Raw genomic sequence first — 24,501 nt, 5'->3', positions numbered from 1 at the left:
TCGTGAAAAGTAGGTTTACAGGTCGTTCAGATGGGCCTGAGCCCACTCGCGTACCTCGGCGTACGGGTAATCTTCCAGAGCAGCAAAGCCCGGAATGCCGCGGGCCTTCAACTTGGTGAACAACGGTACGCTGACGCCTGCGAGGAAACGTGTGAGGCGTTCCGCCTCAGGCAGTTGGCCGGTGTGTTCATGATGCCTGTGGATAAAATCACCGCACAGTCCCGTGAAGTTCTTATCCACAAGCGGCGGCAGGCCTGGCGGGGGTGGAAGGTACGCAACATGGCCGTGGCACACCGAGCAATGCCCGCAGCGTCGGGGGGCGTTTTCATCACCGAAATACTGCGCCAGGCGCTGCCCCAGGCAGCGGTCCGTGGCGAACAGATCAAGCATGGCGTGAATCCGCGCGACTTCGCCTACTTCATGCGCCTTGAAGCCTGTGTATAACTCGGCGCTCAAGGCCTGTGGATCAAAGTCGGTATCCAGCAGGCTGTAGACCTCGGTCATCTGCTTGCTCTCAAGCTCAATCAGGCCTTGTTCCTGGAAGTAATCCAGTGCTTTCACCACGCGATTGCGTTCGGCATTGTGCTGCTGATACAGCGCGTCGAAATCCACCGTCGCCCAGGTTCGCGCGCGCTTGCACACCTCGATGATCGCCGCGACGAACTGTTGCCGCTCACCGGAAAACCGTGCAAGCAACGCCTCAGGCTCGATCAGGTATTTGAAACGGTATTCAGCATAAAATGCGTAGCGGGGCGCAATCACACCTCTGAGTTCCAGCTGCACCAGCAGCGTCTTGAGCGGCAATTCACGGATATTGCTGTGCTCCGACAATGACCTCAGCAGAAACTCCCATTGCCCCTCTTGCCGTGCCGCCTGCAACTCCTCCAGCACACGCAGGATGCCCTCTTGCTCCGGTGTATCACCGTAGACGAAATTCTCGAGCACATTGAGGCTGTCGCGGTTGGCCAACACCAGGCAATCGGAGGGCTCTCCATCACGCCCGGCGCGGCCGATTTCCTGGCTGTAGTTCTCGATGGATTTGGGCAGGTCGAAGTGCACCACATTGCGGATATCACTTTTGTCGATGCCCATGCCAAACGCGATGGTGGCAACGATGCAATTGGAGCGTCCGCCCATGAAGCGCTGCTGAATGCCCTCACGTTTATCGTGGGGCAAACCGGCGTGGTAGGCCTCAGCCTGGATGCCATTGCGATTCAGGTGTTCGGCAATCTGCTCGGCGGTCTTCTGCAAGGTGACATAGACGATGCTCGGCTGATCGGCTCGTTCGCTCATCCATTCGACCAAGCGCCGACGTTTGTCGTGGCCGCTCACCGGCTCCACCAATAGATTGAGGTTGGGCCGGTAGAAGCCCGTGGTGACCACGTCCTGCGGCGCAATGCTGAACTTGGCCTGCATGTCGGCAATCACCTTAGGCGTGGCCGTAGCCGTCAGCAGCAGCGCCTGTGGGATATTGAACTGACGCTGGTAGGCCGGCAGCTTCAAATAGTCCGGACGGAAGTTGTGGCCCCACTCGGAAATACAGTGTGCCTCGTCCACCACCAGCAGCGAGATCTGCACGCTTTGCAGGAAGTTGCGAAAGCGCTCGTTCTTCAGGCGCTCCACGGAAATCATCAGAATCTTCAGCTCGCCGGAACGCGCACGGGCCATCACCTCATTGGCCTCATCGCGGCTCTGGGCCGAATCGATACTGCCCGCCGAAATGCCATGGCGCTGCAAGAACCCAAGCTGGTCCTGCATCAACGCCAACAGTGGCGACACCACCAACGTCAGGTGCGGCAGCAACACCGCCGAAAGCTGATAGCACAGGGACTTGCCCGATCCTGTTGGAAAAATGGCGGCCGCAGAACGCCCGGCAAGCACGGCGCTGACCGTTTGTTCCTGCCCTGGACGGAATTGTGGATAACCAAAGACCTGTTGGAGGGTGTCGTGCATAGGCTGTCACTCCATTGACCGCTGAGTAGGCTCAAAACATAGCCCGTGAATCTCAGCGAATCGAGAACGGTCGCAAGTGAAAAAGAGACAGGATGATACACAGGCTCAAGGATGGCCTAGGGCCGAAGAGGGAATAATCCGAGGTGGTAGCAGGAAAGACGCGCATCCAAATGTGGTAAAGGGCTTGCTCCCGATTGCAGTGCGTCAGTTAATGAATCCGTGACTGACGTGTCGCAATCGGGAGCAAGCCCCTCCCACATTTTTAGTTATCTACCCGGCTGAATCAGCGGTTCTGCACCCGCTCGATCGCCGTGTCATATACAGGGTTGGCCTTCTGCTCTTTGGCTAACTGGTAGTGACGCAAGGCATCCGGGAACTGCCCAGCGGCCTCGTAGATTCGCGCAATGTTGTAGTAGGACCCTGCGCGCACAGTTGCGGCATTAGCGCCGGTGGCCAGAGCAATAGCCTTGCGGTTGGCCCAGATCGACTCGGCGGTGTTACCGGCTTTCTGATAAGCCAGGCCCAGGTTACCGTAGGCTTTACCGAAGCCATTGTCCAAGTCGATGGCCTGACGGAACAGGTCGATTGCCTGATCCAGATTGCCCGCCTGGTAAGCAGCTTCACCCTGTAGGTTCAGACGCTTCGCATCGGTTTGCGCGGAAGAGCTGACGGCTACGGCGGTCACAGCAACACTGTCGTCCAGCAACGCCTTCACTTCATTAAGCACGTTCGGAGCATCAACTGTTACACCACTGAAATTGTTGATGTCCTGGAAATCGCCGCTGCCGGTCATGCGGAACACCGTCCACAGGTTACCGCTACGGTTTTTCGGTACGTAGTAGGTGCGCACCAGAGATTGGCCCATGTATACGAATACCTTGGCCTTACTGTTGGACAGCTGGCGAGAGCCTGGATTGCTGCTGTTGGTGAAGTCATGCACGGCGTAGACATAACTTTCGCCGTAGTGCTTTTTCTGCAGGGTGATGGTTTCCGGGCCGTAGCTGTCGACGTCGTCCACATCCAGTTCGGCGTCGGTGCCGTTCTTGTTCTCGAAGTAGATGTTATTGCCAGGGAAAATCATGTGGGAATCGAGGTCTTCCGGGGTTTTGCCCCAGGTCAGGACTACACGCAGGCCGTCGAGATTTTCCATCACCGGGCTGATGGCATAGGTCATGCCTTTGCATGGGCACTTCACCACCAGGTTGGAGTAGCCGGGCTTCTTGACGATCAGCAGGCTGGACGCATCGTCGGCGGCTTCGCTGGTCAGCGTCACCTGGCCCTGGGCGTTGGTGCGGCCCACGACATTCTGTGCACCGTTGCGCTGCAGCAACACTTCGGCGTCGGCGATTTTCTGGTCCTTGACCACCGCGCTCAGCACTTCAATCGGCAGTTGCTCGGCCTGAACCGAAAACGCCACCGCACACAATGACATCGCCGAGGCGACACGAAGCAAACCCATGCTTAACTCCCTTTAAGTGATGGGCGGAATCGCCCTACAAGATTTTGCGGTGAAACATACGCTGAATTCAGTCTGTTTGCGGATTTTTTATACAAAATGTGACGTGGGTTTTATACCGCCTGCCCGCTGAAGCATTGCGCTACAACCAAGCCTTGCGACCCAGGAGCACATTGCGATGAGCGAACTGACGTTTGCGCAAAAACAGGATCATTACCACAAGATCCGCCGCTCCAGTTACCTGGCCAGCTTGCGCCTGGAAGGATTCAACGCCCAACCGGCCGACGTCGACAAACCTCTGCCGACCCGCGAAACCGTCCTCGCCAAGTACCGCAACACCCTGCGCTGATGCTCGACAAATATGGGGGTGGGCCAGGATCCGTACTGCTACTAATTTCACCGATACCCATCCGCTTATCATCGATACGCAAGCCAGAGCCGAAGGCATCCAGTCCGCCGCCCATCAACGCATTCGCGCAGCCACCGATCTGCTTGAAACCTTTTCCTGCCTGACCTTCGAACACGCCGACCTCAAAGACATCTCCCACATCACCAATGCCTTGTACCTGCTCGTGCAGGACGGCTGTGATCTGCTGGAAGCTGCGCAACCCTCAAAACCGCAAATTTAAGAGACACCCTCTGTAGGAGCGAGCTTGCTCGCGAAAATCCTCAACGATGACGCGGCAAACCACAAGGCACGCGGCCTCCTCTGCTTCTATTCTTGCTAGGCTTGGAACGCCTTCCTACTCGAAAAATTCGCCGACGATACAACCCTCCCCTCACCCACTCCCGCGTGCCACTACCAATGAACCTCGCCCCCAACTTCCCTGAAGACGTCGTTATGCAGCAACTCCTGCAACTGCTGCACGAAGAAATCGGCCTGCCGGAACACAAGACCCTTCGCCTGCAAACCTCGATCAACTTTGACCTGGGTTGCGACGGCGGCGAGGCCAAACTACTGATGGAAGCACTGGAGCAGGAATTTGCGCTCGACCTGGGCGATTTCGACACTTATCGTTACTTCAACCCGCCGGTATTTGATGTATTTCTCAAACGTCGAGCCAAGGGGCGAGGCGACAAAGTGCCGCTGACCATCGGCATGCTCTACCTGGCCATCAAGACCCACAGCTGGGACACGCAGACGCTGGAAAACCTGAGCTGAAACACAAGGACCTTACATGGACGTAATGATGGGCCTGCTGGCCGCCCTGCTCTGGGGCGGCACGGATTTTCTGGTGGGCCTCAACGCCCGAGCCGTGGGCGTTAAACGCGCGGTGTATTTCGGCCAAGCCCTGGGCTTCCTGATCATGACCCTGCTGCTGGTCATTCTCCCAAGCTTCCTGTTCAAATCCCTCGGAGCCCCGCTGAACGTCTGGCTCCTGGGCATCGCTGCCGCCCTGCTCACCGTCTCCGGCGCCCTCGCGCTGTCCAAGGCCTTCGCCCTCGGCAAAGCGGCGATTGTCGCGCCGCTCGTGACGTCCTACGGCGTGGTGACCACCTTGCTGTCCTGGGCCAACGGTGAGCACATCAGCCTGACGCAGCTGGGTTGCATCGCTTTGTGCGTGATCGGCGTGATCCTCTCCAGCGTTCACAAGGACAACGGTGTCCCTCACAACAACCCACGCCTGTCCATCGCCTACGCCATGCTCGCGGCTTTGCTGTATGGCACCAGTTTCTGGCTGCAAGGCCGCTACACACTGCCGGCGCTTGGGCCGATCACCATGCTCTGGCTCGGCTACCTGGTGGGGCTGTGCGTGTTGGTGGTGATGGTGCTGAAGATCAAGGATGGCCTGAAAATCCCACCGCTGAAAAACTGCGCGACGCTGACCGGGGCAAGCTTGATGAACCTGGGTGGATTCTCGGCGTTTTCGTGGGGGGCAATGGCGGGTTCGGTGTCGGTGGTGACGGTGATTAGTACATTATCGGGCGGGATCGCGGCGATTCTGGGGTTTGTGTTTTTCAAGGAGCGGTTGTCGGCGGTGCAGGTATTGGGCGTTGTGCTGGTGTTGACGGGAGCCTTGGTTTTGCATGTTGCTGTATGAACAGCAGCTGTGACTTTGAAAAAATAGATTTTTTCACAATGAGCCCTTCACATAGGCCAAAGAGCCACACTAAAGATATTCTTGGTTACTAACAAAAAGCCGCCTACTAGAGGCGGCTTTTTCACAACAAGCGAATCTTACAACTTCGGACCCGCAGCCTTGATCGCATCGCTCACTTCAAACTTCTTGAAGTTCTCGATGAACAGGCCGGCCAGCGCTTTCGCCGCTTCGTCGTACGCAGCTTTGTCGGCCCAGGTGTTACGCGGGTTCAACAGGCCGGTTTCAACGCCCGGTACGGCCAACGGCACGTCGAGGTTGATGGTGTCGAGGTGCTCGGTTTGCGCACCAATCAACGCGCCGCTCTGGATCGCTGCGATCACACCGCGAGTAGTCGGGATGTTGAAACGCTTGCCGACGCCGTAGCCACCGCCGGTCCAGCCGGTGTTGACCAGGTAGACCTTGGAGCCGAAGCCACGGATGCGTTTGATCAGCAGCTCTGCGTATTCACCGGCCGGGCGAGGGAAGAACGGCGCGCCGAAGCAGGTGGAGAAGGTCGACTTGATGCCGCTGCCGGAACCCATTTCGGTCGAACCCACCAGAGCGGTGTAGCCGGACAGGAAGTGGTAGGCCGCTTGCTCTTCGCTGAGGATGGACACTGGCGGCAGGACGCCGGTCAGGTCGCAAGTCAGGAAGATCACAGCGTTTGGCTCGCCGCCCAGGTTCTTCTCGGAACGCTTGGCAACGTGCTCCAGCGGATAGGCGGCGCGGCTGTTCTGGGTCAGGCTGACATCAGCGTAGTCGGCGTGCTTGGCGTCGTCGATCACGACGTTTTCGAGCACCGCGCCGTGCTTGATGGCTTTCCAGATAACCGGCTCGTTCTTCTCGGACAAGTCGATGCACTTGGCATAGCAACCGCCTTCGATGTTGAACACCACGCCTTCGCCCCAGCCGTGCTCGTCGTCACCGATCAGGTAACGGCTTTCGTCGGCGGACAGGGTGGTTTTACCAGTGCCCGACAGGCCGAAGAACAGGGTCACGTCGCCTGCTTCACCGATGTTGGCGGCGCAGTGCATCGGCAGTACGTCGGAGGCCGGCAGCAGGAAGTTCTGCACCGAGAACATGGCTTTCTTCATTTCACCGGCGTAACGCATGCCGGCGATCAGCACTTTTTTCTGTGCGAAGTTGAGGATCACGCAACCGTCGGAGTTGGTGCCGTCACGCTCTGGCACGCACTCGAAGTTGGCCACGTTAAGCACCTGCCACTCTTCACGACCGGCCGGGTTGTACTGGGCCGGGTTGATGAACAGGCAACGACCAAACAGGTTCTGCCAGGCAGTCTGGGTGGTCATTTTCACAGCCAGGTAGTGCTCTTGCGCAGCACCTACGTGAACGTGGGAAACGAAATGCTCTTGCGCACTGTTGAAGGCTTCGACACGAGCCCACAGAGCATCGAACTTGTCGGCCGGGAACTTGCGGTTGATCGGGCCCCAGGCGATGGCGTCCTGGGTGGAAGGCTCTTCAACGATGAAACGATCGACTGGCGAACGGCCGGTGCGGTGACCGGTTTCTACGACCAGCGCGCCAGTATCGGCAAGCACGCCTTCACCGCGCTGCAGGGCTTCTTTGACCAGATCATCAACACTCAGATCGGTGTATACAGCGTTATTGGCTTGCGTCATGAGGTTCCCCGTCGGCCTGTAGCCGAGTGCTCCAAACGTTTTGTAGTAGAAAGTTGCGCACTACTACCGCGAAAAAAGTGGGCCGGATTATGCCAGAAAAGCCCAAAAAGAGTAGGGCCCTCCCGTCAGAACTGCGCTAATCCGGCGTTTGTCAGGTGATTTACCTGTGCTTAAACGTTTTAGTGGCGGGTGTCGGAAGGGGTGTCGATGCCCGCGCCAGCGAACAGTTGGGCTACATCAGCCGCATCGAACAGGTAGCGCTGGTTGCAGAACTGGCAGTCGATCTCAATATTGCCGCCATGTTCCACCACCAGATTCTGTGCATCTTCAAGGCCCAGGCTGACCAGGGCATTGGCCGAGCGCTCGCGGGAGCAACTGCAATGGAAGCGCAGGCTTTGTGCATCGAACAACCGCACGGTCTCTTCGTGGTAGAGACGGTGCAGGATGGTTTCGTTGTCCAGCGCCAGCAACTCCTCGGTGGTCAGCGTGCCGGCCAGGGCGGTGAGGTTGCGCCAGCTTTCGGCGCGGTCGTCGTCGTCCTTGATACGGTCAGCCGGCAGTTGTTGCAGCAACAGGCCACGGGCACGCTTGCCATCGGCTTTAAGCCAGAAACGCGTACCGATTTGCTGGGACATCACGAAATAGTTGGTGAAGCAGTCCGACAGGGTTTCACCATCAAGGTCGACAATCCCCTGATAGCGCTGGCCCTCGGTCGGGTCGACGGTGAGCGCCAATACACCATTGGGCATCAGGTCGGCCAGGGCCGCGTCCGGGGCGATCAGGTCAGCGTCGTAACGGGCCAGGCCACGGATGTCGCGCTCACTGGAGCACTCGATCATCAGCAGTGGAATCGGGCCTTCGGAACGCGCCTGCAGGATCAGCAAACCGTCGAATTTCATGGTGCCCACCAGCAGCGCCGCCGCCGCCATCAGCTCTCCGAGCAGTTGCGCGACCGGCTCCGGATAGGGATGCTTGGCGAGGACTTCGGCATAGCTGCGCTCCAATGAGACCAGTTCGCCGCGGGCATCGGTCTCGTCGAAGATGAAGCGTTGGGTGAAGTCGGTATCCGGTAGATCAGTCATAGGTCTGGGTATCTGAGTTGAAGAATAGTGACGCGAAGATGACGCAGTTTATGAACAATCCTGGTTTGTTCCAAGCCAAGTGAAGCCCCAGGCGATTACCGGCGACTTTATTCATCGCCGCCACCGCCACGGAACTTGAACAGATCGCGGCGTTGCTTCTTGCTCGGCTTCCCATCGGTAGTCACCCCCATGGCCCCCGCCTTGCGCATTGCCGCCGCGTTCTCACGCTTGGCGATACTCGCATCAGTCTCGACATACAACGCCTGAGCTTCGGGCGCGCCACGACGGACAATGGAAAGTGCTTGAACCACAATGGTCTTTTCATCAAAACCGGTACGAATCTGGAACTCATCACCCACGCGCGGCTCCTTGCCCGGTTTGCAGCGCTCACCACGGTGATGCACCTTGCCACTCTCGATGGCAGCCTTGGCCAGGGCACGGGTCTTGTAAAAGCGTGCAGCCCATAACCATTTGTCCAAACGGACTTTTTCTTCCTCTTCCTGCTTTTGAGCCACTTGAATTCCTCGCGCTGAAAAATGTCGCAACTTTAACGTTGAATCCCTTCGACGCATAAACCCCAAGGCTCACCTAAGATACGCCAGGTAGCACCCTGTTTTCGCGAGGACACGCCGTGACCGACTTCCCCACTTCACTCACCTCGCCTGACCAACGTTGCGTGGGCTGCCAGCAAAGCGAGCCGCTGGGTTTCGACTTCGATTTCGCCTACCAGCCTATCGTAGACCTTCGCGATCACTCCATTTTTGCCAACGAAGCCCTGGTGCGCGGAGTCAATGGCGAAGGAGCGCTGTCCGTACTGGAGCAAGTCAACGGGAGCAACCGCTACCGCTTCGACCAGCGTTGTCGTACCCAAGCGATTGCCGGCGCAGCCGCACTGGGGATGCAGACTCACCTGTCCATCAACTTCATGCCTAATGCCGTCTATCGGCCAGAACTGTGTATACGCAGTACTCTGGAAGCGGCTCGGTTACACAACTTTCCCATCAACCAGCTGATTTTCGAGACACTTGAAAGCGAGCATGTAGATAACTATCGCCATTTGACGAATATTCTGCGTGAATATCGCGAATTCGGCTTTAAGACCGCCATCGACGATTTCGGCGCGGGCTATTCGGGGCTAAATCTGCTGGCCGATTTCCAACCTGACTTGATAAAACTCGACATGGCGCTGATCCGCGATGTCGACCAGGATCGTGTCCGTCAGGTGATCGTCCACGGGATTGTCACAATTTGTGAGCAGTTGGGGGTTACCGTCATCGCCGAAGGCATTGAAAGTGCCGGCGAGCGCGACTTCCTGTCCGACTGTGGAATATTTCTGATGCAAGGCTTCTGGTTCGCCCAGCCCGCATTCAAAGCCCTGGCCGAGGTTCCCCCTCACGCCTGGGCGAACTGACCGGTTACCTATATTGAAGACATTTGACCATTTGACCGTTGTGGGTCTGCGTGAGTGGGTGGCCCTTCCCGACTTGGGGGTGGCGGGCCTGCGCGCGAAGATCGACACCGGCGCCAGCACCTCCAGCCTGCATGCCACCGATATCGAGCCGTTTGAGCGTGACGGTGAAAAATGGGTTCGTTTTACCGCGCACCTGGGCAGCGTTGTGCAACTGCGTCACCGCCGTTGCGAAGCGCCCCTGGTGACGATGAAGACCATCAAGAGCTCCAACGGGCATGCGCAGGTACGTTACGTGATCAGCACTACGTTGGCGCTGGGTGACCGGGTGTGGCGGGTGGAGTTCACCCTGGCCTGCCGCAAGGCCATGCGTTATCGCCTGTTGCTCGGCTCCAAGGCGCTGATTGACGGCCAGTTGGTGGTCAATCCCGGCATCAAGTACGTTCAAGACAAGCCGGTGTTCCCGGTCTCAACTATTTCTGTCCCAGGTGCTGCATGAAGATTGCTGTGCTGTCGCGAAACCCGCGTCTGTATTCCACCCGCCGCCTGGTTGAGGCCGGCACCGAACGTGGCCATGAAATGGTGGTGATCGACACGTTGCGAGCCTACATGAACATTGCCAGCCACAAGCCACAGATCCATTACCGGGGCAAGCCGCTGGAAGGGTTTGATGCGGTGATCCCGCGTATCGGTGCCTCGGTCACTTTCTACGGCTGCGCGGTGTTGCGCCAGTTCGAAATGATGGGGGTATTTCCCCTTAATGAATCGGTAGCCATCGCACGCTCTCGGGACAAGCTGCGTTCGCTGCAATTGCTCTCGCGTCGAGGCATCGGCCTGCCGGTCACCGGTTTTGCTCACTCACCGGACGACATCCCCGACCTGATCGACATGGTCAACGGCGCGCCGCTGGTAATCAAGGTACTGGAAGGTACCCAGGGCATCGGCGTAGTGCTGTGTGAAACGGCGACGGCGGCGGAATCGGTGATCGAGGCATTCATGGGCCTCAAGCAGAACATCATGGTGCAGGAATACATCAAGGAAGCCGGTGGCGCGGATATCCGCTGCTTCGTGGTGGGCGACAAAGTGATTGCGGCGATGAAGCGCCAGGCCAAGCCAGGGGAGTTCCGTTCCAACCTGCACCGTGGCGGCAGCGCCAGCCTGATCAAGATCACCCCGGAAGAACGCATGACCGCGCTGCGCGCAGCCAAGGTGATGGGGTTGAGCGTGGCGGGTGTAGATATCCTGCGCTCCAACCATGGGCCGCTGGTGATGGAAGTGAACTCGTCCCCGGGCCTGGAAGGCATCGAGACCACCACGGGCAAGGATGTGGCGGGGATCATCATTCAGCATCTGGAGAAGAATGGCGGGCCGAATATGACCAGGACCAAAGGGAAGGGGTAATGAAGCAGCTACAAGCTGCAAGCTGCAAGCTGCAAGAGAAAGGCAGGCTGCTTTTTTCTTGTGGCTTGTGGCTTGTGGCTTGTAGCTTGTAGCTTGTAGCTTGTAGCTTGTAGCTTGTAGCTTGTAGCTTGTAGCTGCTCCTACACCTACACCGCGTCCCTAGGCAGCATCAAGCCAAGCGGCAGGCGCACTCGTGCCTCCAGGCCACCTTCCTCACGATTACGCAGTTCGACATTGCCACCGTGCATCGAGGCAATCCGCCGCACGATCGCCAGCCCCAGGCCAGTACCTTTGCCCCCACGGGCACGATCGCCACGGGTGAAGGGGTTGAAGATACCTTCCAGTTCCGCCGGGTCGATACCCGTCCCCCGATCCATCACGCTCAGCACCACATAGGGCGCGGCGCTGTCACCGGACACATAGGCCGCCACTTCCACATCTGAACCGGCGTGATGCAAAGCGTTGCCGATAAGGTTATTCAGCAGACGCTTCATCGACACCCTGCGCAGCGCAAACGGTTGGATCGGTTCCAGACGCATGCGCACCTGCTCGCCGTTCTGGTTGTAAGGGGCCACGACTTCACGAACCAGGTCCGTGAGGTCGACCTCTTCAACCACTTCATCTCGCCCGTCCCGAATAAACGCCAGGAACTGATCAAGAATCGCGTCCATATCCTCGATGTCGCGGACCATGTCATCCGTCAGGTCGTTATGGCTGCCCATCAACTCCAGGGACAGCCGCAAGCGCGTCAATGGCGTGCGCAGGTCATGGGATACGCCCGCCAGCATCAGTTCGCGTTCGCGTCCTGCCTGTTCGACGTCCTCCGCCATCTGGTTGAACGCGCTGTACACCTCAGTCATTTCACTGGGCGTATCGCTGACCGGCAGGCGCACGCTACGCCCCTGCCCCAGTTGACGGGCAGCGAACACCAGACGTTTCAGGGGCTGGTTGAGCTGACGGACGAAAATCCAGGCGGATGCGGTAGAAAGCAAACCAATGGCCAGGAACCAACCCAGCACGTTCCAGATCTTCTGCCCCCGCAGCGGGTGCGGATAAAGCGGTACTTTCAGCCAGTCCTGACCCAGGCTGGGCGCCCTCACCCATAGCGCGGGTGACACATGCATGCGCAGCCGCACCTCGGTGTCATCACCCAGCTCGGCCTGCATCTGTCGCTGGTAGATCTCACTGTAGGGCCAGTGCTGCTCGCCCTCCGGCACACCCGCGCCCGCCACGCGAACCAATGTCGCAGCCTTGGCGATCTTCTCGCGGTTCTCCGGATCGGCAGCCCAATAGGCACGCAGGGTCAGCGCGACGCCGTGACTGTATTGCCGATCCACCAGCACGTCTTCGTTCATCAACAGATAAACCAGCGTGAGTGCCTTGGAAAACAGAACGACGATCAGCACCAGCCAGAGCGTGCGGGAAAAGAAACTTTGCGGGAACCACAGCGGGGTTTTCATAGAAGACAGCTAGATACCTTGCAGGAACGAAGGGCGCTCGCAGAATTGCAGACGCCGGGCATCCCGTTGACTCTCATGGAGCCAAACGCCGAAATACCCGTCCCTGCAAATCATCGGTCAACTGGTTTTATTGCCATCCGGCACGAACACATAACCCACGCCCCATACCGTCTGGATATACCGCGGCTTGGACGGATCAGGCTCGATCATCCGGCGCAGACGGGAGATCTGCACGTCGATGGAACGCTCCAGCGCATCCCACTCCCGGCCACGGGCCAGGTTCATCAGCTTGTCGCGGGTCAACGGTTGGCGCGCGTTCATCACCAACGCCTTGAGTACTGCGAATTCGCCGGTGGTCAGCATGTGCACTTCATCGCCACGCTTGAGCTCACGGGTGGCCAGCGACAATTCGTAGTCACCAAAGGTGACGCTTTCGTCTTCGCTGCCTGGGGCGCCCGGTACCGGCGGAGCCTGACGACGCAATACGGCCTTGACCCGGGCCATCAACTCGTCCGGGTTGAACGGCTTGGCCAGGTAATCATCAGCGCCCAGCTCAAGGCCCTTGATGCGGCTCAGCTCATCGCCCTTGGCGGTCAGCATGATGATTGGAATCTGGTTGTTCGCACCCCGCAGGCGCTTGCAGGCGGTAAGACCGTCTTCGCCGGGCAACATCAGGTCGAGGACGACCAGGTTGAACACCTCGCGCCCCAGCAGACGATCCATCTGCTCGGTGTTCGGCACCGCGCGGGCGCGATAGCCTTTGGAGTTGAAGAAGCGCTCCAGCAGGCTGCTCAGCCCCGGATCGTCATCAACGATGAGAATTTTTTCGCCTTCAGCAGTTTGTACAGTGCTGCTCATTGGATGCTCCTCTTATCTCGGCGCGCATTATGGCTTAGGTGCCGTTATACGCACCGTGTGCATTGTTAGCAGATTTTTCCTCTGCCGCCAGCGAACCCGCGTGCGGCGACCACCGGCGCGTTACCACCCAAGGTCGGAACGCTGGTTATAATGCGGCGCCTTCGTGCGGGGCAACGTCAGATCGTTACCGTTTACTGCCGGGCTTTTTTTCATTCGTTTGTCGTGATTTTTTCAATTTCGAGGGTCAATAGGCTGCCTGTTGACCCAGGCAGCGGCGCCAGTCGGGCCGCTCAACCAGCCTTGCAAGCCTTGTTTTCCGGGCCGGCAAGCTGCTTTCAAGAATTTCAGGTGGTTTTATGGACAGCATCAACAGCCGCATCGCCGAGGAACTCGGCGTACGCCCACAACAGGTCGAAGCGGCCGTCGCTCTACTGGACGAAGGCTCCACGGTGCCCTTCATCGCCCGTTACCGGAAAGAAGTGACCGGCAGCCTCGACGACACCCAACTACGCCACCTGGAAGAGCGCTTGCGCTACTTGCGAGAACTCGACGAACGGCGCATCAGCATCCTCGCCAGCATCGAGGAACAGGGCAAGCTGACCCCACAATTGGAACGCGACATCAAGCTCGCCGACACCAAGACCCGCCTCGAAGACCTCTACCTGCCGTACAAGCAGAAGCGTCGCACCAAGGGCCAGATCGCCCTGGAAGCCGGCCTGGGGGACTTGGCCGACGGTCTGTTCAACGACCCGTCGCTGACGCCGGACACTGAAGCGGCCCGCTTCGTCAACGCCGACAAAGGCGTCGCCGACGTCAAGGCCGCCCTTGAAGGCGCCAAGTACATCCTGATGGAGCGCTTCGCCGAAGACGCCAGCCTGCTGGAAAAACTGCGCACTTACCTCAAGCAGGAAGCCACGCTCAGCGCCCGCGTCATCGCCGGCAAAGAGGAAGAAGGCGCCAAGTTCCGCGATTACTTCGAGCACGACGAACCGCTCAAAAGCATGCCGTCCCACCGTGCACTCGCCATTTTCCGTGGGCGCAACGAAGGCATTCTCAGCACCGCGCTGAAAGTCGGCGACGAACTGCCGGGCACCATGCACCCGTGCGAAGGCATGATCGGTCAACAATTCGGCATCCAGAACCAGAATCGTCCTGCGGACAAATGGCTCGGTGAAGTCGTGCGCTGGACCTGGAAGGTCAAGCTCTACACCCACCTGGAAACCGACCTGCTGGGTGAACTGCGCGACGGCGCTGAAACCGAGGCGATCAACGTGTTCGCCCACAACCTGCACGACCTGTTGCTGGCCGCCCCGGCAGGCCCGCGCGCGACGCTGGGCCTGGACCCGGGCCTGCGCACCGGTTGCAAGGTCGCCGTGGTCGACGCCACCGGCAAGCTGCTGGACCACGCCACCGTGTACCCCCACGTACCCCACAACAAGTGGGACCAGACCCTGGCGATCCTGGCCGCGTTGTGTGCCAAGCACGCGGTGGATCTGATTGCCATCGGCAACGGCACCGCCAGCCGCGAAACCGATAAACTGGCCGCCGAGCTGATCAAAAAATACCCAGCGATGAAGATGACCAAGGTCATGGTCTCCGAGGCCGGCGCTTCGGTCTATTCGGCGTCGGAACTGGCGTCCAAGGAATTCCCGGACCTCGACGTGTCGATCCGTGGCGCGGTGTCCATCGCCCGCCGCCTGCAGGATCCGCTGGCCGAATTGGTGAAAATCGACCCTAAATCCATCGGCGTCGGCCAGTACCAGCACGACGTGTCGCAACTGAAACTGGCGCGCGGTCTGGACGCGGTAGTAGAAGACTGCGTGAACGCCGTGGGCGTAGACGTAAACACCGCCTCCGTAGCGTTGCTGGCGCGTATCTCCGGCCTCAACGCCACCCTGGCGCAGAACATCGTCACCCACCGCGATGAAAACGGTGCATTCAAAACCCGTGCGGCGCTGAAAAAGGTCGCACGCCTGGGTGAAAAAACCTTCGAACAAGCCGCCGGCTTCCTGCGCGTGATGAACGGTGACAACCCGCTTGATGCCTCCGCGGTCCACCCGGAAGCCTACCCGCTGGTGCAGCGCATCGCCGCCGAGACCAACCGTGACATCCGCTCGCTGATCGGCGACGCGGCATTCCTCAAGCGCCTGGACCCAAAGAAGTACACCGATGAAACCTTCGGTGTGCCGACCATCACCGACATCCTGCAGGAACTGGAAAAACCTGGCCGCGACCCACGTCCCGAGTTCAAGACCGCCGAGTTCCAGGACGGTGTCGAGGACCTCAAGGATCTGCAGCCGGGCATGATCCTCGAAGGCGTAGTCACCAACGTGACCAACTTTGGCGCTTTTGTGGATATCGGCGTGCATCAGGACGGCTTGGTGCATATTTCCGCGCTTTCGGAGAAATTCATCAAAGATCCACGCGAAGCGGTGAAAGCCGGTGACGTGGTCAAGGTCAAGGTCATGGAAGTCGACATCCCGCGTAAACGCGTCGGCCTGTCGATGCGCATGAGCGACACCCCAGGTGAGAAAATCGACGGCGCCCGTGGTGCCCGCCCCGGCTCGGCGCCGCGCCAGTCGCAGAACAACGCGCCGCGCAAGGAAACTGCCACTGCCGCACCAAGCAACAATGCCATGGCGTCACTGTTCGCCAATGCCAAGCAGTTGAAGAAACGCTGATGGAAATCCCGGCAGGCTTGACCCAGAGCGCGTTCAGCGAACTGATCGGCTGCCGCCTGCAACGCCTCGACGAGGGCGTTGCCGAGGTGGCCTTGACCCTGGAGCCGCAACTGCGCAACCGCGCAGGCAAGCTCCACGGCGGGGCGATCTTCAGCCTGGTAGACATTACGATGGGGCTGGCCTGTTCCAGCGCCCATGGCTTTGACCAGCAGAGTGCGACCATCGAGTGCAAAATCAATTACATCCGCGCCGTGTCTGACGGTGACGTGCTGTGTACCGCCCGGGTGATCCACGCGGGTCGACGCACACTGGTGGTCGAAGCGGATGTGTATCAGGAAGAAAGATTAGTCGCAAAAGCACAAGGCACGTTCGCTGCCCTATAGCTCCCCACCCTCAATTTGAGTTAATTTCGGCGCTGCGATAACAGCGTCGGAATTTTCTTGCCGCGCTATAGCCCAACTCATGGAGTGAAGTCGGCTTTTACTGATCGGGTCAGATCGACTCTAAACCAGGCGATCACGCCAGTTTTAACTTCACCCTTGTAGACCGTCCTGCCCACCCCCATATTGGGGCGACTGACGCGTGAAGGAATCCAACTTGAGCGAACTTCTCAACCGCCGCCTGGCTTTGCTCGGCAAGCGCGAACACCTCTCCCTGCTAGAGCAGTGCCTGCATGGCATCGAGCGCGAATGCCTACGTGTCACAGGTGAAGGTCGCCTGGCGCAAACGCCCCACCCTGAAGCCCTGGGCGCTGCGCTGACCCACGAACAGATCACCACCGACTACTCGGAATCGCTGCTGGAGTTCATCACTCCCGCCCTGCCCAACCCGGCCGATACCCTGAGCAGCCTGGACAAGATCCATCGGTTTGCCTACACCAAGCTCGGCAGCGAATACCTGTGGAGCCCCTCGATGCCGTGCCCGTTGCCGGCCGAGGAAGACATTCCGATTGCCTACTACGGCACCTCCAATATCGGACAGCTCAAGTACGTGTACCGCAAGGGCCTGGCGTTGCGTTATGGCAAGACCATGCAGTGCATTGCCGGCATTCACTACAATTTTTCCCTGCCGGAACAGTTGTGGCCTTTGCTCAAGGAGACCGAAGGATTCGTCGGCACCGACCGCGATTACCAGTCCAATGCCTACATCGCGCTGATCCGCAACTTCCGCCGCTACAGCTGGCTGCTGATGTACCTGTTCGGTGCCTCGCCGGCTCTGGATGCCGGTTTCCTGCGTGGTCGCTCGCACCAGTTGGAAGTACTGGACGCCGACACCCTTTACCTGCCGTATGCCACCAGCCTGCGCATGAGCGACCTGGGCTACCAGAGCAACGCCCAGGCCGGACTCACGCCGTGCTACAACGACCTGGCCAGCTACACCGACAGCCTGCGCACAGCGGTGGCAACGCCCTACGCGCCGTACGTCGAAGTCGGCACCCACAAGGACGGTGAGTGGGTTCAGCTCAACACCAACATCCTGCAGATCGAAAACGAGTACTACTCCAACATTCGCCCCAAGCGTGTGACCTACACCGGTGAGAGGCCGATCCAGGCGCTGATGGCCCGTGGCATCCAGTACATCGAAGTGCGCTGCCTGGACATCAACCCGTTCCTGCCGATGGGTATCGACCTGCCGGAGTCGCGTTTCCTCGACGCCTTCCTGCTGTACTGCGCCCTGAACGACAGCCCGCTGTTCGCCAACAACGAGTGCGGCAACGCCACGTCCAACTTCCTCAGCGTGGTCAAGGAAGGCCGTCGACCGGGCCTGCAGTTGCAGCGTGACGGGGCACCGGTGGACATGAGGGAATGGGCCACCGAGTTGCTGGAGAAGATTGCGCCGTTGGCCGCGCTGCTGGATGAAAGCCACGGCATCACCGAGCACAGCCAGGCGCTGGACGCCCAACTGGCGAAGGTCAAGGATCCGTCCCTGACGCCATCGGCCCAGGTGTTGGCGGCAATGGCCGAACGTAAAGAGAGTTTTGCGCAATTCTCCCTGCACCAGAGCCAGCTGCATGCCGAATACTTCCGCAAGGAGCCGTTGCCGGCCGAGGAGCAGGCGCGCTTCGAGGAGCTGGCGCGTACGTCGCTGGCACAGCAGGCGGAGCTGGAGCAGAACGAAGTAGGCGACTTCGATGTGTTTGTGGGTTCCTACCAGGCCAGCATCCTCGCCATCAGTAACTAAGAACCTGCGCAGCCCTCTGTAGGAGCGAGCTTGCTCGCGAAAAACGTTAACGATGACGCGTTCAACCTGAATGAACGCGGCGTTCTTAAGTTTTTTCGCGAGCAAGCTCGCTCCTACAGTTTTAAGCTAATTCGAAAAGGTTATTTATTTTCGGATTCTTAGATCATTTAGTCTCCTCACACGCCGATCCTCGGCCGCCTGATTGAGGAGCTTCCCCTTGAAACGTTCAACCCCACTGCGCCTTCTGGCGGCGTTGTCCCTGGCCGGTGCCAGCCTGTTTGCCCAGGCGGCGGATGTAACCGTCGCTTACCAGACCACCGTAGACCCGGCCAAAGTCGCCCAGGCCGACGGTGTTTACGAGAAAGCCACCCAAGCCAAGATCAACTGGCGCAAATTCGACAATGGGGCAGACATCATCGCCGCCATTGCCTCCGGCGACGTGCAGATCGGCTACCTCGGCTCCAGCCCGCTGACCGCGGCCGTTACCCGCAAAGTGCCGGTGGAAACCTTCCTCGTAGCCACCCAGATCGGCGGCGCCGAAGCCTTGGTGGCGCGCGACGGTTCAGGCATCAATAACCCGCAGGACCTGATCGGCAAAAAGATCGCCGTGCCGTTTGTCTCCACCGGGCATTACAGCCTGCTCGCTGCGCTGAAGCATTGGAATATCGACCCCTCCAAGGTGACCATCCTCAACCTCGCGCCACCGGCAATCATCGCCGCCTGGAAGCGCGGCGACATCGACGCCACCTACGTATGGGACCCGGCCCTGGGCGTGGCCAAGGAAAACGGCAAAGTGCTGATCACCTCGGGCGAACTGGCCAAGCTCGGCGCACCGACCTTCGATGCCTGGATCGTGCGTAAAGACTTCGCCGAAAAGCACCCGGAAATCGTCAGTGCGTTCGCCAAAGTGACCCTGGATGCCTACGCCGCCTACCGCAAAGACCCACAAGCCTGGCTGGCCGATAAAGGCAACGTCGACAAGCTGGTGAAACTCTCTGGCGCCAAGGCCAGTGACATCCCGCTACTGCTGCAAGGCAACGTCTACCCGCTGGCCGCCGACCAGGTGACCCTGCTGGGCGCACCGACCACCAAGGCCGTGACCGACACCGCGACGTTCCTCAAGGAACAAGGCAAAGTCGACGCCGTACTGCCGGACTACGCCCCTTACATCAGCGCCAAATTCATCACCAACTGATCGGGAGTTTATTGCGATGGCCTTGCTACAACTGGAGCGCATCAGCGCACAGTACCCAGGCGCCACAGAACCGGTACTGGCTGACATTTCACTCGACCTTGGGCCCCGGCAATTGCTGGTGGCCCTCGGCCCTTCCGGCAGTGGCAAGACCTCGCTGTTGAACCTGATTGCCGGTTTCGTCGAACCCTCTGCCGGGCGCATCACCCTGGACGGCGTGCCGGTCAAAGGGCCCAGCGCCGAACGTGGCGTGGTGTTCCAGGACGACGCCCTGCTGCCCTGGCAGGACGTACTGGCCAATGTCGGTTTCGGTCTCGAACTGGCCGGTGTGCCCAAGGCACAACGTGAAGTGCGTGCCCGTGAAATGCTTGCCATGGTGGATCTCGCGGGTTTCGACAGCCGTCGTATCTGGCAACTGTCCGGTGGCCAGAAACAACGTGTGGGCCTGGCCCGCGCCCTCGCGGCCGACCCGCGCGTGTTGCTGATGGACGAACCCTTCGGCGCCCTCGATGCCTTCACCCGCGAACAGATGCAGGAGCTGTTGCTGCAAGTCTGGCGGCGCACGGCCAAGCCGGTGTTCCTGATCACCCATGACATCGAAGAGGCGGTATTTCTCGCCACCGAACTGATTTTGCTGGCGCCCAACCCAGGTCAGATCGTCGAGCGCCTGAGCCTGGACTTTGGGCAACGCTACGCCGCCGGTGAGTCGGCGCGGGCAATCAAGTCCGACCCGCGCTTTATCGAAACCCGCGAGCACGTGCTGGGCAAGGTGTTCTCCCAACGGCAGGTGTCCGCATGAGCAGCTACGAACTTCCCGCCACCGCCACCAAACCGGTGACGCACGCGGTTATCCCGGTACGTCGCAGCCTGAGCACGCGCTGGATCAGCCTGCTGACCCTGGCCGCCTTGTTGGCCATCTGGTGGGCCGTGACCGCCACCGGCTTGATCGAACCGCTGTTCCTGCCACCGCCATCCGCCGTACTGCAAAAAGGCTGGCTGCTGGCGACCACCGGCTATATGGATTCCACCTTGTGGCAGCACCTGGGCGCGAGCCTCAGCCGCATCGGCCTGGGCCTGGGCTTTGCCGTGCTGACCGCCGTGCCGGTGGGCATCGCCATCGGCGCCAATCGTATTGCCCGCGGTATTCTCGACCCGCTGATCGAGTTCTACCGACCGATCCCGCCGCTGGCCTACCTGCCGTTGATCGTGATCTGGTGCGGCATCGGCGAGTTGTCCAAGGTGCTGCTGATTTATCTGGCGATCTTTGCGCCGATTGCCATCGCTACGGCGACCGGCGTGCGCACTGTCGACCCCGCCAAATTACGGGCCGCGCAATCGCTGGGGGCCACCCGTGCCCAGTTGATTCGCCATGTGATCCTGCCGAGCGCGCTGCCCGACATCCTCACCGGTGTGCGCATCGGCCTGGGTGTGGGCTGGTCGACCCTGGTCGCAGCCGAGCTGATCGCCGCCACCAGCGGCCTGGGCTTCATGGTGCAATCGGCGGCGCAGTTCCTGGTCACCGACGTGGTGGTACTGGGCATTCTGGTGATCGCCCTGATCGCCTTCGCCATGGAAATGGGCTTGCGTGCCCTGCAGCGTAGATTAGTGCCTTGGCATGGCCAGGCACATTGAGTGAGAACAGCATGAGCAGCCTGACCGTTACCCCATTAAGCACCGCCCTGGGCGCCCAGATCAGTGGCGTCGATATCACCCGGCCGCTGAACCTCGAACAGCGCGACGCCATCGAGCAGGCGTTGCTCATTCACTCGGTGCTGTTCTTCCGCGGCCAGGAAATCAACCCGCAACAACAGGCGCGGTTCGCGGCGAATTTCGGTGACCTGCATATCCACCCGATCTACCCCAACGTGCCGGACCAGCCCGAAGTGCTGATCCTCGACACCGCCGTCACCGACGTGCGCGACAACGCCGTGTGGCACACCGACGTGACGTTCCTGCCCACCCCGGCACTCGGCGCGGTACTCAGCGCCAAGCTGCTGCCGGCGTTTGGCGGCGATACGTTGTGGGCCAGCGGCATTGCCGCGTATGAGGCACTGTCCGAGCCTTTGAAGCGCTTGCTCGACGGGCTGACAGCGACCCATGACTTCACCAAGTCCTTCCCGCTGGAGCGCTTTGGCAACACCGCCGAAGACCTGGCGCGCTGGGAAGAAACCCGCAAGAAAAACCCTCCGCTGTCGCATCCGGTAGTGCGCACGCATCCGGTGAGTGGGCGCAAGTCGCTATTCGTGAGTGATGGGTTTACCACCAAGATCAATGAGCTTGAGCCGGCGGAAAGTGAAGCGATCCTGAAGCTCTTGTTCGCCCACGCGACACGTCCGGAATTCACCATCCGCTGGCGCTGGCAGGAAAATGATGTGGCGTTCTGGGATAACCGCGTGACGCAGCATTACGCGGTGGACGACTACCGGCCACAGCGACGGGTGATGCATCGCGCGACCATCCTGGGCGACGTCCCCTTCTAATCCCACCCGCTACTGTAGGAGCCGGATTGTCGGCTCCTACAGGGTTTATCGGTGAGGTTATTCAGCAGTAGATGGCTTTTCCCACAAGTTGATCCCGCCTTCCTGCGCAAACCGATCAATCTCCGCCAGTTCTTCAGCACTGAAGCTCAAATTCTTCAACGCACCGACGTTCTCGATAATCTGCTCGGGCCGACTTGCGCCGATCAACGCACTGGTCACCCGCGGATCACGCAGGGTCCAGGCCAGGGCCAGTTGCGCCAGGCTTTGGCCGCGACGCTGAGCGATTTCGTTCAATGCACGTACATGAGCAAGGTTGGCTTCGGACAAGTGCTTGGCCTGCAACGAACCGCCACCCGGGCGATTCACCCGCGCGTCGGCCGGTACCCCATTGAGGTACTTGTCGGTCAGCAGCCCCTGGGCCAGCGGCGTGAACGCAATGACACCGGTGCCGAGCTCTTCGGTGGTGTCCAGCAGGTCTTTTTCCACCCAGCGGTTAAGCAGGTTGTAGGCCGGCTGGTGGATCAGCAGCGGCACTTTCCACTCTTTGAGCAGCGCGGCCATTTCGCGGGTTTTGACCCCGGAGTAGGACGAAATGCCGATGTACAGCGCCTTGCCCTGTTGCACTGCGGTGGCCAGGGCGCTGGCGGTTTCTTCCAGTGGAGTGTCGGCGTCGAAGCGGTGGGAGTAGAAGATATCCACATAATCCACGCCCAGGCGTTGCAGGCTCTGGTCCAGGCTGGCCAGCACGTATTTGCGCGAACCGCCGCCCTGACCGTAAGGACCGGGCCACATGTCCCAACCGGCCTTGCTGGAGATGATCAGTTCGTCGCGGTATTGCTTGAAATCTTCGCGCAGCAAACGCCCGAAATTGATCTCGGCGCTACCGTAGGGTGGGCCGTAGTTGTTGGCCAGATCGAAGTGGTTGATGCCCAGGTCGAATGCGGTGCGCAACAGGGCACGCTGGGTATCGATCGGGGTGCTGTCGCCAAAGTTGTGCCACAGCCCCAGGGACAGCGCCGGCAGCACCAATCCACTGCGGCCTACGCGGCGGTACGGGATAGATTCATAGCGGTTTTCGGCAGCAATATAAGTCATCGAATCCTCTCTTGAACTTGGGACAAATAAGGCCCGGGAATAAGGTTATTCCCAGGCCTTTTAAGCGGCTGAATCGCTTAAGTCTGCCCTTCCGTTTTACAGCAATTGGCTACCAGAGTGGAACGACATAGCTGACGTAAAAGCGGTTTTCATCTTGCACGGTGGCACCGGTAATGTCCGGGCTGGCGTGGGCGTTTTTCCAGGTAACACCCAGGCCTTTGAGGGTGCCGGTCGGTACTTGATAGGCCACGGCGATATTACGTTCCCATTCGCTGGTCGTGCCTTGCGCGGTGCGGATGTCATCACCGTGGGCGTAGGCGGCGGAGAACGTCAGCCCGGTAAGACCGAGCTTGCCGAAATCATATTTGTATTGCGCCAGCCAGGTGCGTTCGCCCGCGTGCTGGAATTTGTTCAACTGCATATTGGTCAGCGCCGGTGTGTCAGCGCCCGAGCCCGGGCCTTGGCGCGCATCACCGCTGTTCAGGCCGGAATCGAGGTACGGGAAGTCACTGTTGCCGCTGTTTTTCTGGATGCCCAGGCCAACGGTATGGCCGTCCAGCGTGTAGCTTTCAAGCAGGCTGGCGGTGGTTTGGTTGATGCGCCCCTTGCCGGTGCCGTCACCGTAGAGGCCGGCACCGGCAAAGTCTTTGTCGCCATCGGCGTTGGCGCCGACGCCCAGGCTGCGGAAGACGCGCACGTCGGTATCGATCGCACCGACCGACAATGCATCATGACGCTTGGCGCCCAGGAAGAACTGCTGGTAGTAATCCTCGAGGTTGGAATACCACAGGCTGACAGTGGTGTTCTGTATGCCGCTGTAGTCCGCACCGCCGAACAGAAAGCGATCGCTTTCTTTGGTACCGCCAGCGGTGATCATGCCCTGATCACCGGTTTCATTACGGATCTTGGTCTTGAAGATATCGCCGCCGGTGAAGGTGAAGTCGGTGAGGTCCTTGGATACCAATTGCACACCGGTGTTGGTCTGCTGGTACAGGCGACCGTCGGTGTTGGCCAACACCGGGTTGTTGCCAAACAGCGTACCGACGCGCAGTTCATCCTTGGCGAAACGCATCTTGAAGGTCGGGCTCAAGACGCCGAACTGGTCGGCTGATTTTCCGTTATCCAGCGGGAACATGCTGCCGGGATAGCGCCCCTGGTGATCCTTGTCGTTGAGGTCGCCTCCGGAATCCAGCTTCAGACCATAAAAGGCCTGCAGATCCAGACCAAAACCCACCGGGCCTTCGGTGTAGCCCGACTTGAAGTTGAACTCGAACCCCTGGCCCCAATCGCGAATGCTATGAGCCTTGGCGTTGCTGTTCACCACATCACGCCCCTGCTGGTTGAGGTAGCGGTTGAGCAGGGTTACATCGGCGTGGCTGTCATCGATGAAATCGGCATGGGCGGACAGCATAAAGCTCGCCATGGCGGCACCCACCATGGGGCTTATCAACGTCTTCATTGTTACTGGTCTCCGTCACTGTTCTGAAATGAAAGCGTCAAACGCTTCACACAATTACGCAGTGGCCAGATGAC

At 59.6% G+C, this 24,501-nt stretch carries 23 protein-coding genes; 14 read left to right on the top strand and 9 right to left on the bottom strand.

What is annotated here, in order from left to right:
• Positions 1-15 precede the first annotated feature (15 nt).
• On the bottom strand, positions 16-1,953 hold the full coding sequence (locus EXW71_RS23575) for an ATP-dependent DNA helicase RecQ (protein ID WP_134660375.1): 1,938 nt from the start codon (positions 1,951-1,953) through the stop codon (positions 16-18).
• A 283-nt stretch (positions 1,954-2,236) separates the two neighbouring features.
• Positions 2,237-3,412 carry a tetratricopeptide repeat protein gene (locus EXW71_RS23570; RefSeq protein ID WP_134660374.1) on the bottom strand — a complete coding sequence of 392 codons (1,176 nt, stop codon included), beginning with the start codon at positions 3,410-3,412 and terminating at the stop codon, positions 2,237-2,239.
• A gap of 175 nt (positions 3,413-3,587) precedes the next feature.
• Here EXW71_RS23570 and EXW71_RS23565 point away from each other — a divergent pair, with 175 nt between their 5' ends.
• From EXW71_RS23565 to EXW71_RS23550, 4 genes are all read left to right on the top strand, one after another.
• Positions 3,588-3,758 carry a YhfG family protein gene (locus tag EXW71_RS23565; RefSeq protein WP_134660373.1) on the top strand — a complete coding sequence of 57 codons (171 nt, stop codon included), beginning with the start codon at positions 3,588-3,590 and terminating at the stop codon, positions 3,756-3,758.
• Between the two features lie 10 nt (positions 3,759-3,768).
• Positions 3,769-4,038, top strand: coding sequence for a hypothetical protein (locus tag EXW71_RS29155; RefSeq protein WP_134660478.1), 270 nt, complete (start codon positions 3,769-3,771; stop codon positions 4,036-4,038).
• Positions 4,039-4,214: 176 nt separating this feature from the next.
• On the top strand, positions 4,215-4,571 hold the full coding sequence (locus EXW71_RS23555) for a DUF1493 family protein (RefSeq protein ID WP_134660372.1): 357 nt from the start codon (positions 4,215-4,217) through the stop codon (positions 4,569-4,571).
• A gap of 16 nt (positions 4,572-4,587) precedes the next feature.
• On the top strand, positions 4,588-5,451 hold the full coding sequence (locus EXW71_RS23550) for a DMT family transporter (RefSeq protein WP_256657108.1): 864 nt from the start codon (positions 4,588-4,590) through the stop codon (positions 5,449-5,451).
• Positions 5,452-5,588: 137 nt separating this feature from the next.
• Here EXW71_RS23550 and EXW71_RS23545 read toward each other — a convergent pair whose 3' ends face one another.
• The 3 genes from EXW71_RS23545 to EXW71_RS23535 form a co-directional block, all read right to left on the bottom strand.
• Positions 5,589-7,130: a phosphoenolpyruvate carboxykinase gene (locus tag EXW71_RS23545; RefSeq protein WP_134660371.1), complete on the bottom strand. Its 1,542-nt coding sequence runs from the start codon at positions 7,128-7,130 to the stop codon at positions 5,589-5,591.
• A gap of 179 nt (positions 7,131-7,309) precedes the next feature.
• The gene (gene hslO, locus EXW71_RS23540) at positions 7,310-8,212 is read right to left on the bottom strand and encodes an Hsp33 family molecular chaperone HslO (RefSeq protein ID WP_134660370.1); all 903 of its coding nucleotides are present in this window, start codon (positions 8,210-8,212) and stop codon (positions 7,310-7,312) included.
• 107 nt (positions 8,213-8,319) lie between these two features.
• Positions 8,320-8,727 carry an RNA-binding S4 domain-containing protein gene (locus EXW71_RS23535; protein ID WP_123717075.1) on the bottom strand — a complete coding sequence of 136 codons (408 nt, stop codon included), beginning with the start codon at positions 8,725-8,727 and terminating at the stop codon, positions 8,320-8,322.
• 116 nt (positions 8,728-8,843) lie between these two features.
• Here EXW71_RS23535 and EXW71_RS23530 point away from each other — a divergent pair, with 116 nt between their 5' ends.
• From EXW71_RS23530 to rimK, 3 genes are read left to right on the top strand one after another with little or no spacing between them, the layout of a single operon-like run.
• Positions 8,844-9,623: an EAL domain-containing protein gene (locus EXW71_RS23530; protein WP_134660369.1), complete on the top strand. Its 780-nt coding sequence runs from the start codon at positions 8,844-8,846 to the stop codon at positions 9,621-9,623.
• A gap of 46 nt (positions 9,624-9,669) precedes the next feature.
• A complete protein-coding gene (locus tag EXW71_RS23525) occupies positions 9,670-10,119 on the top strand; it encodes an ATP-dependent zinc protease (protein WP_177421603.1) in 450 nt (149 codons plus the stop codon).
• Positions 10,116-11,021: a 30S ribosomal protein S6--L-glutamate ligase gene (gene rimK, locus EXW71_RS23520; RefSeq protein WP_010214091.1), complete on the top strand. Its 906-nt coding sequence runs from the start codon at positions 10,116-10,118 to the stop codon at positions 11,019-11,021. The genes EXW71_RS23525 and rimK overlap by 4 nt, the downstream gene beginning before the upstream one ends.
• A 146-nt stretch (positions 11,022-11,167) precedes the next feature.
• Here rimK and EXW71_RS23515 read toward each other — a convergent pair whose 3' ends face one another.
• Positions 11,168-12,481, bottom strand: a complete 1,314-nt coding sequence (locus EXW71_RS23515; RefSeq protein WP_060754665.1) for an ATP-binding protein — start codon at positions 12,479-12,481, stop codon at positions 11,168-11,170.
• A 117-nt stretch (positions 12,482-12,598) separates the two neighbouring features.
• Entirely contained in the window at positions 12,599-13,339 is a 741-nt protein-coding gene (gene ompR / locus EXW71_RS23510; protein ID WP_090367501.1) for a two-component system response regulator OmpR, read from the bottom strand.
• Positions 13,340-13,695: 356 nt separating this feature from the next.
• On the opposite strand from ompR, the gene EXW71_RS23505 reads away from it, so the two are divergent.
• The 7 genes from EXW71_RS23505 (at position 13,696) to tauD (ending at position 21,873) form a co-directional block, all read left to right on the top strand.
• The gene (locus tag EXW71_RS23505) at positions 13,696-16,020 is read left to right on the top strand and encodes a Tex family protein (RefSeq protein WP_134660368.1); all 2,325 of its coding nucleotides are present in this window, start codon (positions 13,696-13,698) and stop codon (positions 16,018-16,020) included.
• Positions 16,020-16,403 carry a PaaI family thioesterase gene (locus EXW71_RS23500; protein WP_134660367.1) on the top strand — a complete coding sequence of 128 codons (384 nt, stop codon included), beginning with the start codon at positions 16,020-16,022 and terminating at the stop codon, positions 16,401-16,403. Before EXW71_RS23505 ends, EXW71_RS23500 begins: the two co-directional genes overlap by 1 nt.
• 214 nt (positions 16,404-16,617) lie before the next feature.
• Entirely contained in the window at positions 16,618-18,201 is a 1,584-nt protein-coding gene (gshA, locus tag EXW71_RS23495) for a glutamate--cysteine ligase (RefSeq protein ID WP_134660366.1), read from the top strand.
• Positions 18,202-18,418: 217 nt separating this feature from the next.
• Complete coding sequence (gene tauA, locus EXW71_RS23490; protein ID WP_134660365.1) at positions 18,419-19,396, top strand: taurine ABC transporter substrate-binding protein; 978 nt, start codon at positions 18,419-18,421, stop codon at positions 19,394-19,396.
• Between the two features lie 16 nt (positions 19,397-19,412).
• The gene (gene tauB, locus EXW71_RS23485) at positions 19,413-20,192 is read left to right on the top strand and encodes a taurine ABC transporter ATP-binding subunit (RefSeq protein WP_134660364.1); all 780 of its coding nucleotides are present in this window, start codon (positions 19,413-19,415) and stop codon (positions 20,190-20,192) included.
• Entirely contained in the window at positions 20,189-21,025 is an 837-nt protein-coding gene (tauC, locus tag EXW71_RS23480) for a taurine ABC transporter permease TauC (RefSeq protein ID WP_134660363.1), read from the top strand. The genes tauB and tauC overlap by 4 nt, the downstream gene beginning before the upstream one ends.
• Before the next feature lie 11 nt (positions 21,026-21,036).
• Entirely contained in the window at positions 21,037-21,873 is an 837-nt protein-coding gene (tauD, locus tag EXW71_RS23475) for a taurine dioxygenase (RefSeq protein WP_134660362.1), read from the top strand.
• A 57-nt stretch (positions 21,874-21,930) separates the two neighbouring features.
• Here tauD and mgrA read toward each other — a convergent pair whose 3' ends face one another.
• Both mgrA and EXW71_RS23465 read right to left on the bottom strand, forming a co-directional pair.
• Positions 21,931-22,968, bottom strand: coding sequence for an L-glyceraldehyde 3-phosphate reductase (mgrA, locus tag EXW71_RS23470; RefSeq protein ID WP_123717066.1), 1,038 nt, complete (start codon positions 22,966-22,968; stop codon positions 21,931-21,933).
• A 109-nt stretch (positions 22,969-23,077) separates the two neighbouring features.
• The gene (locus EXW71_RS23465) at positions 23,078-24,406 is read right to left on the bottom strand and encodes an OprD family outer membrane porin (RefSeq protein ID WP_123717117.1); all 1,329 of its coding nucleotides are present in this window, start codon (positions 24,404-24,406) and stop codon (positions 23,078-23,080) included.
• Positions 24,407-24,501 lie beyond the last annotated feature (95 nt).

It is taken from the genome of Pseudomonas sp. BCA17, assembly GCF_004519405.1.
Taxonomy (GTDB): Bacteria; Pseudomonadota; Gammaproteobacteria; order Pseudomonadales; family Pseudomonadaceae; genus Aquipseudomonas.
This window is presented reverse-complemented; position numbering and strand designations above follow the sequence as displayed.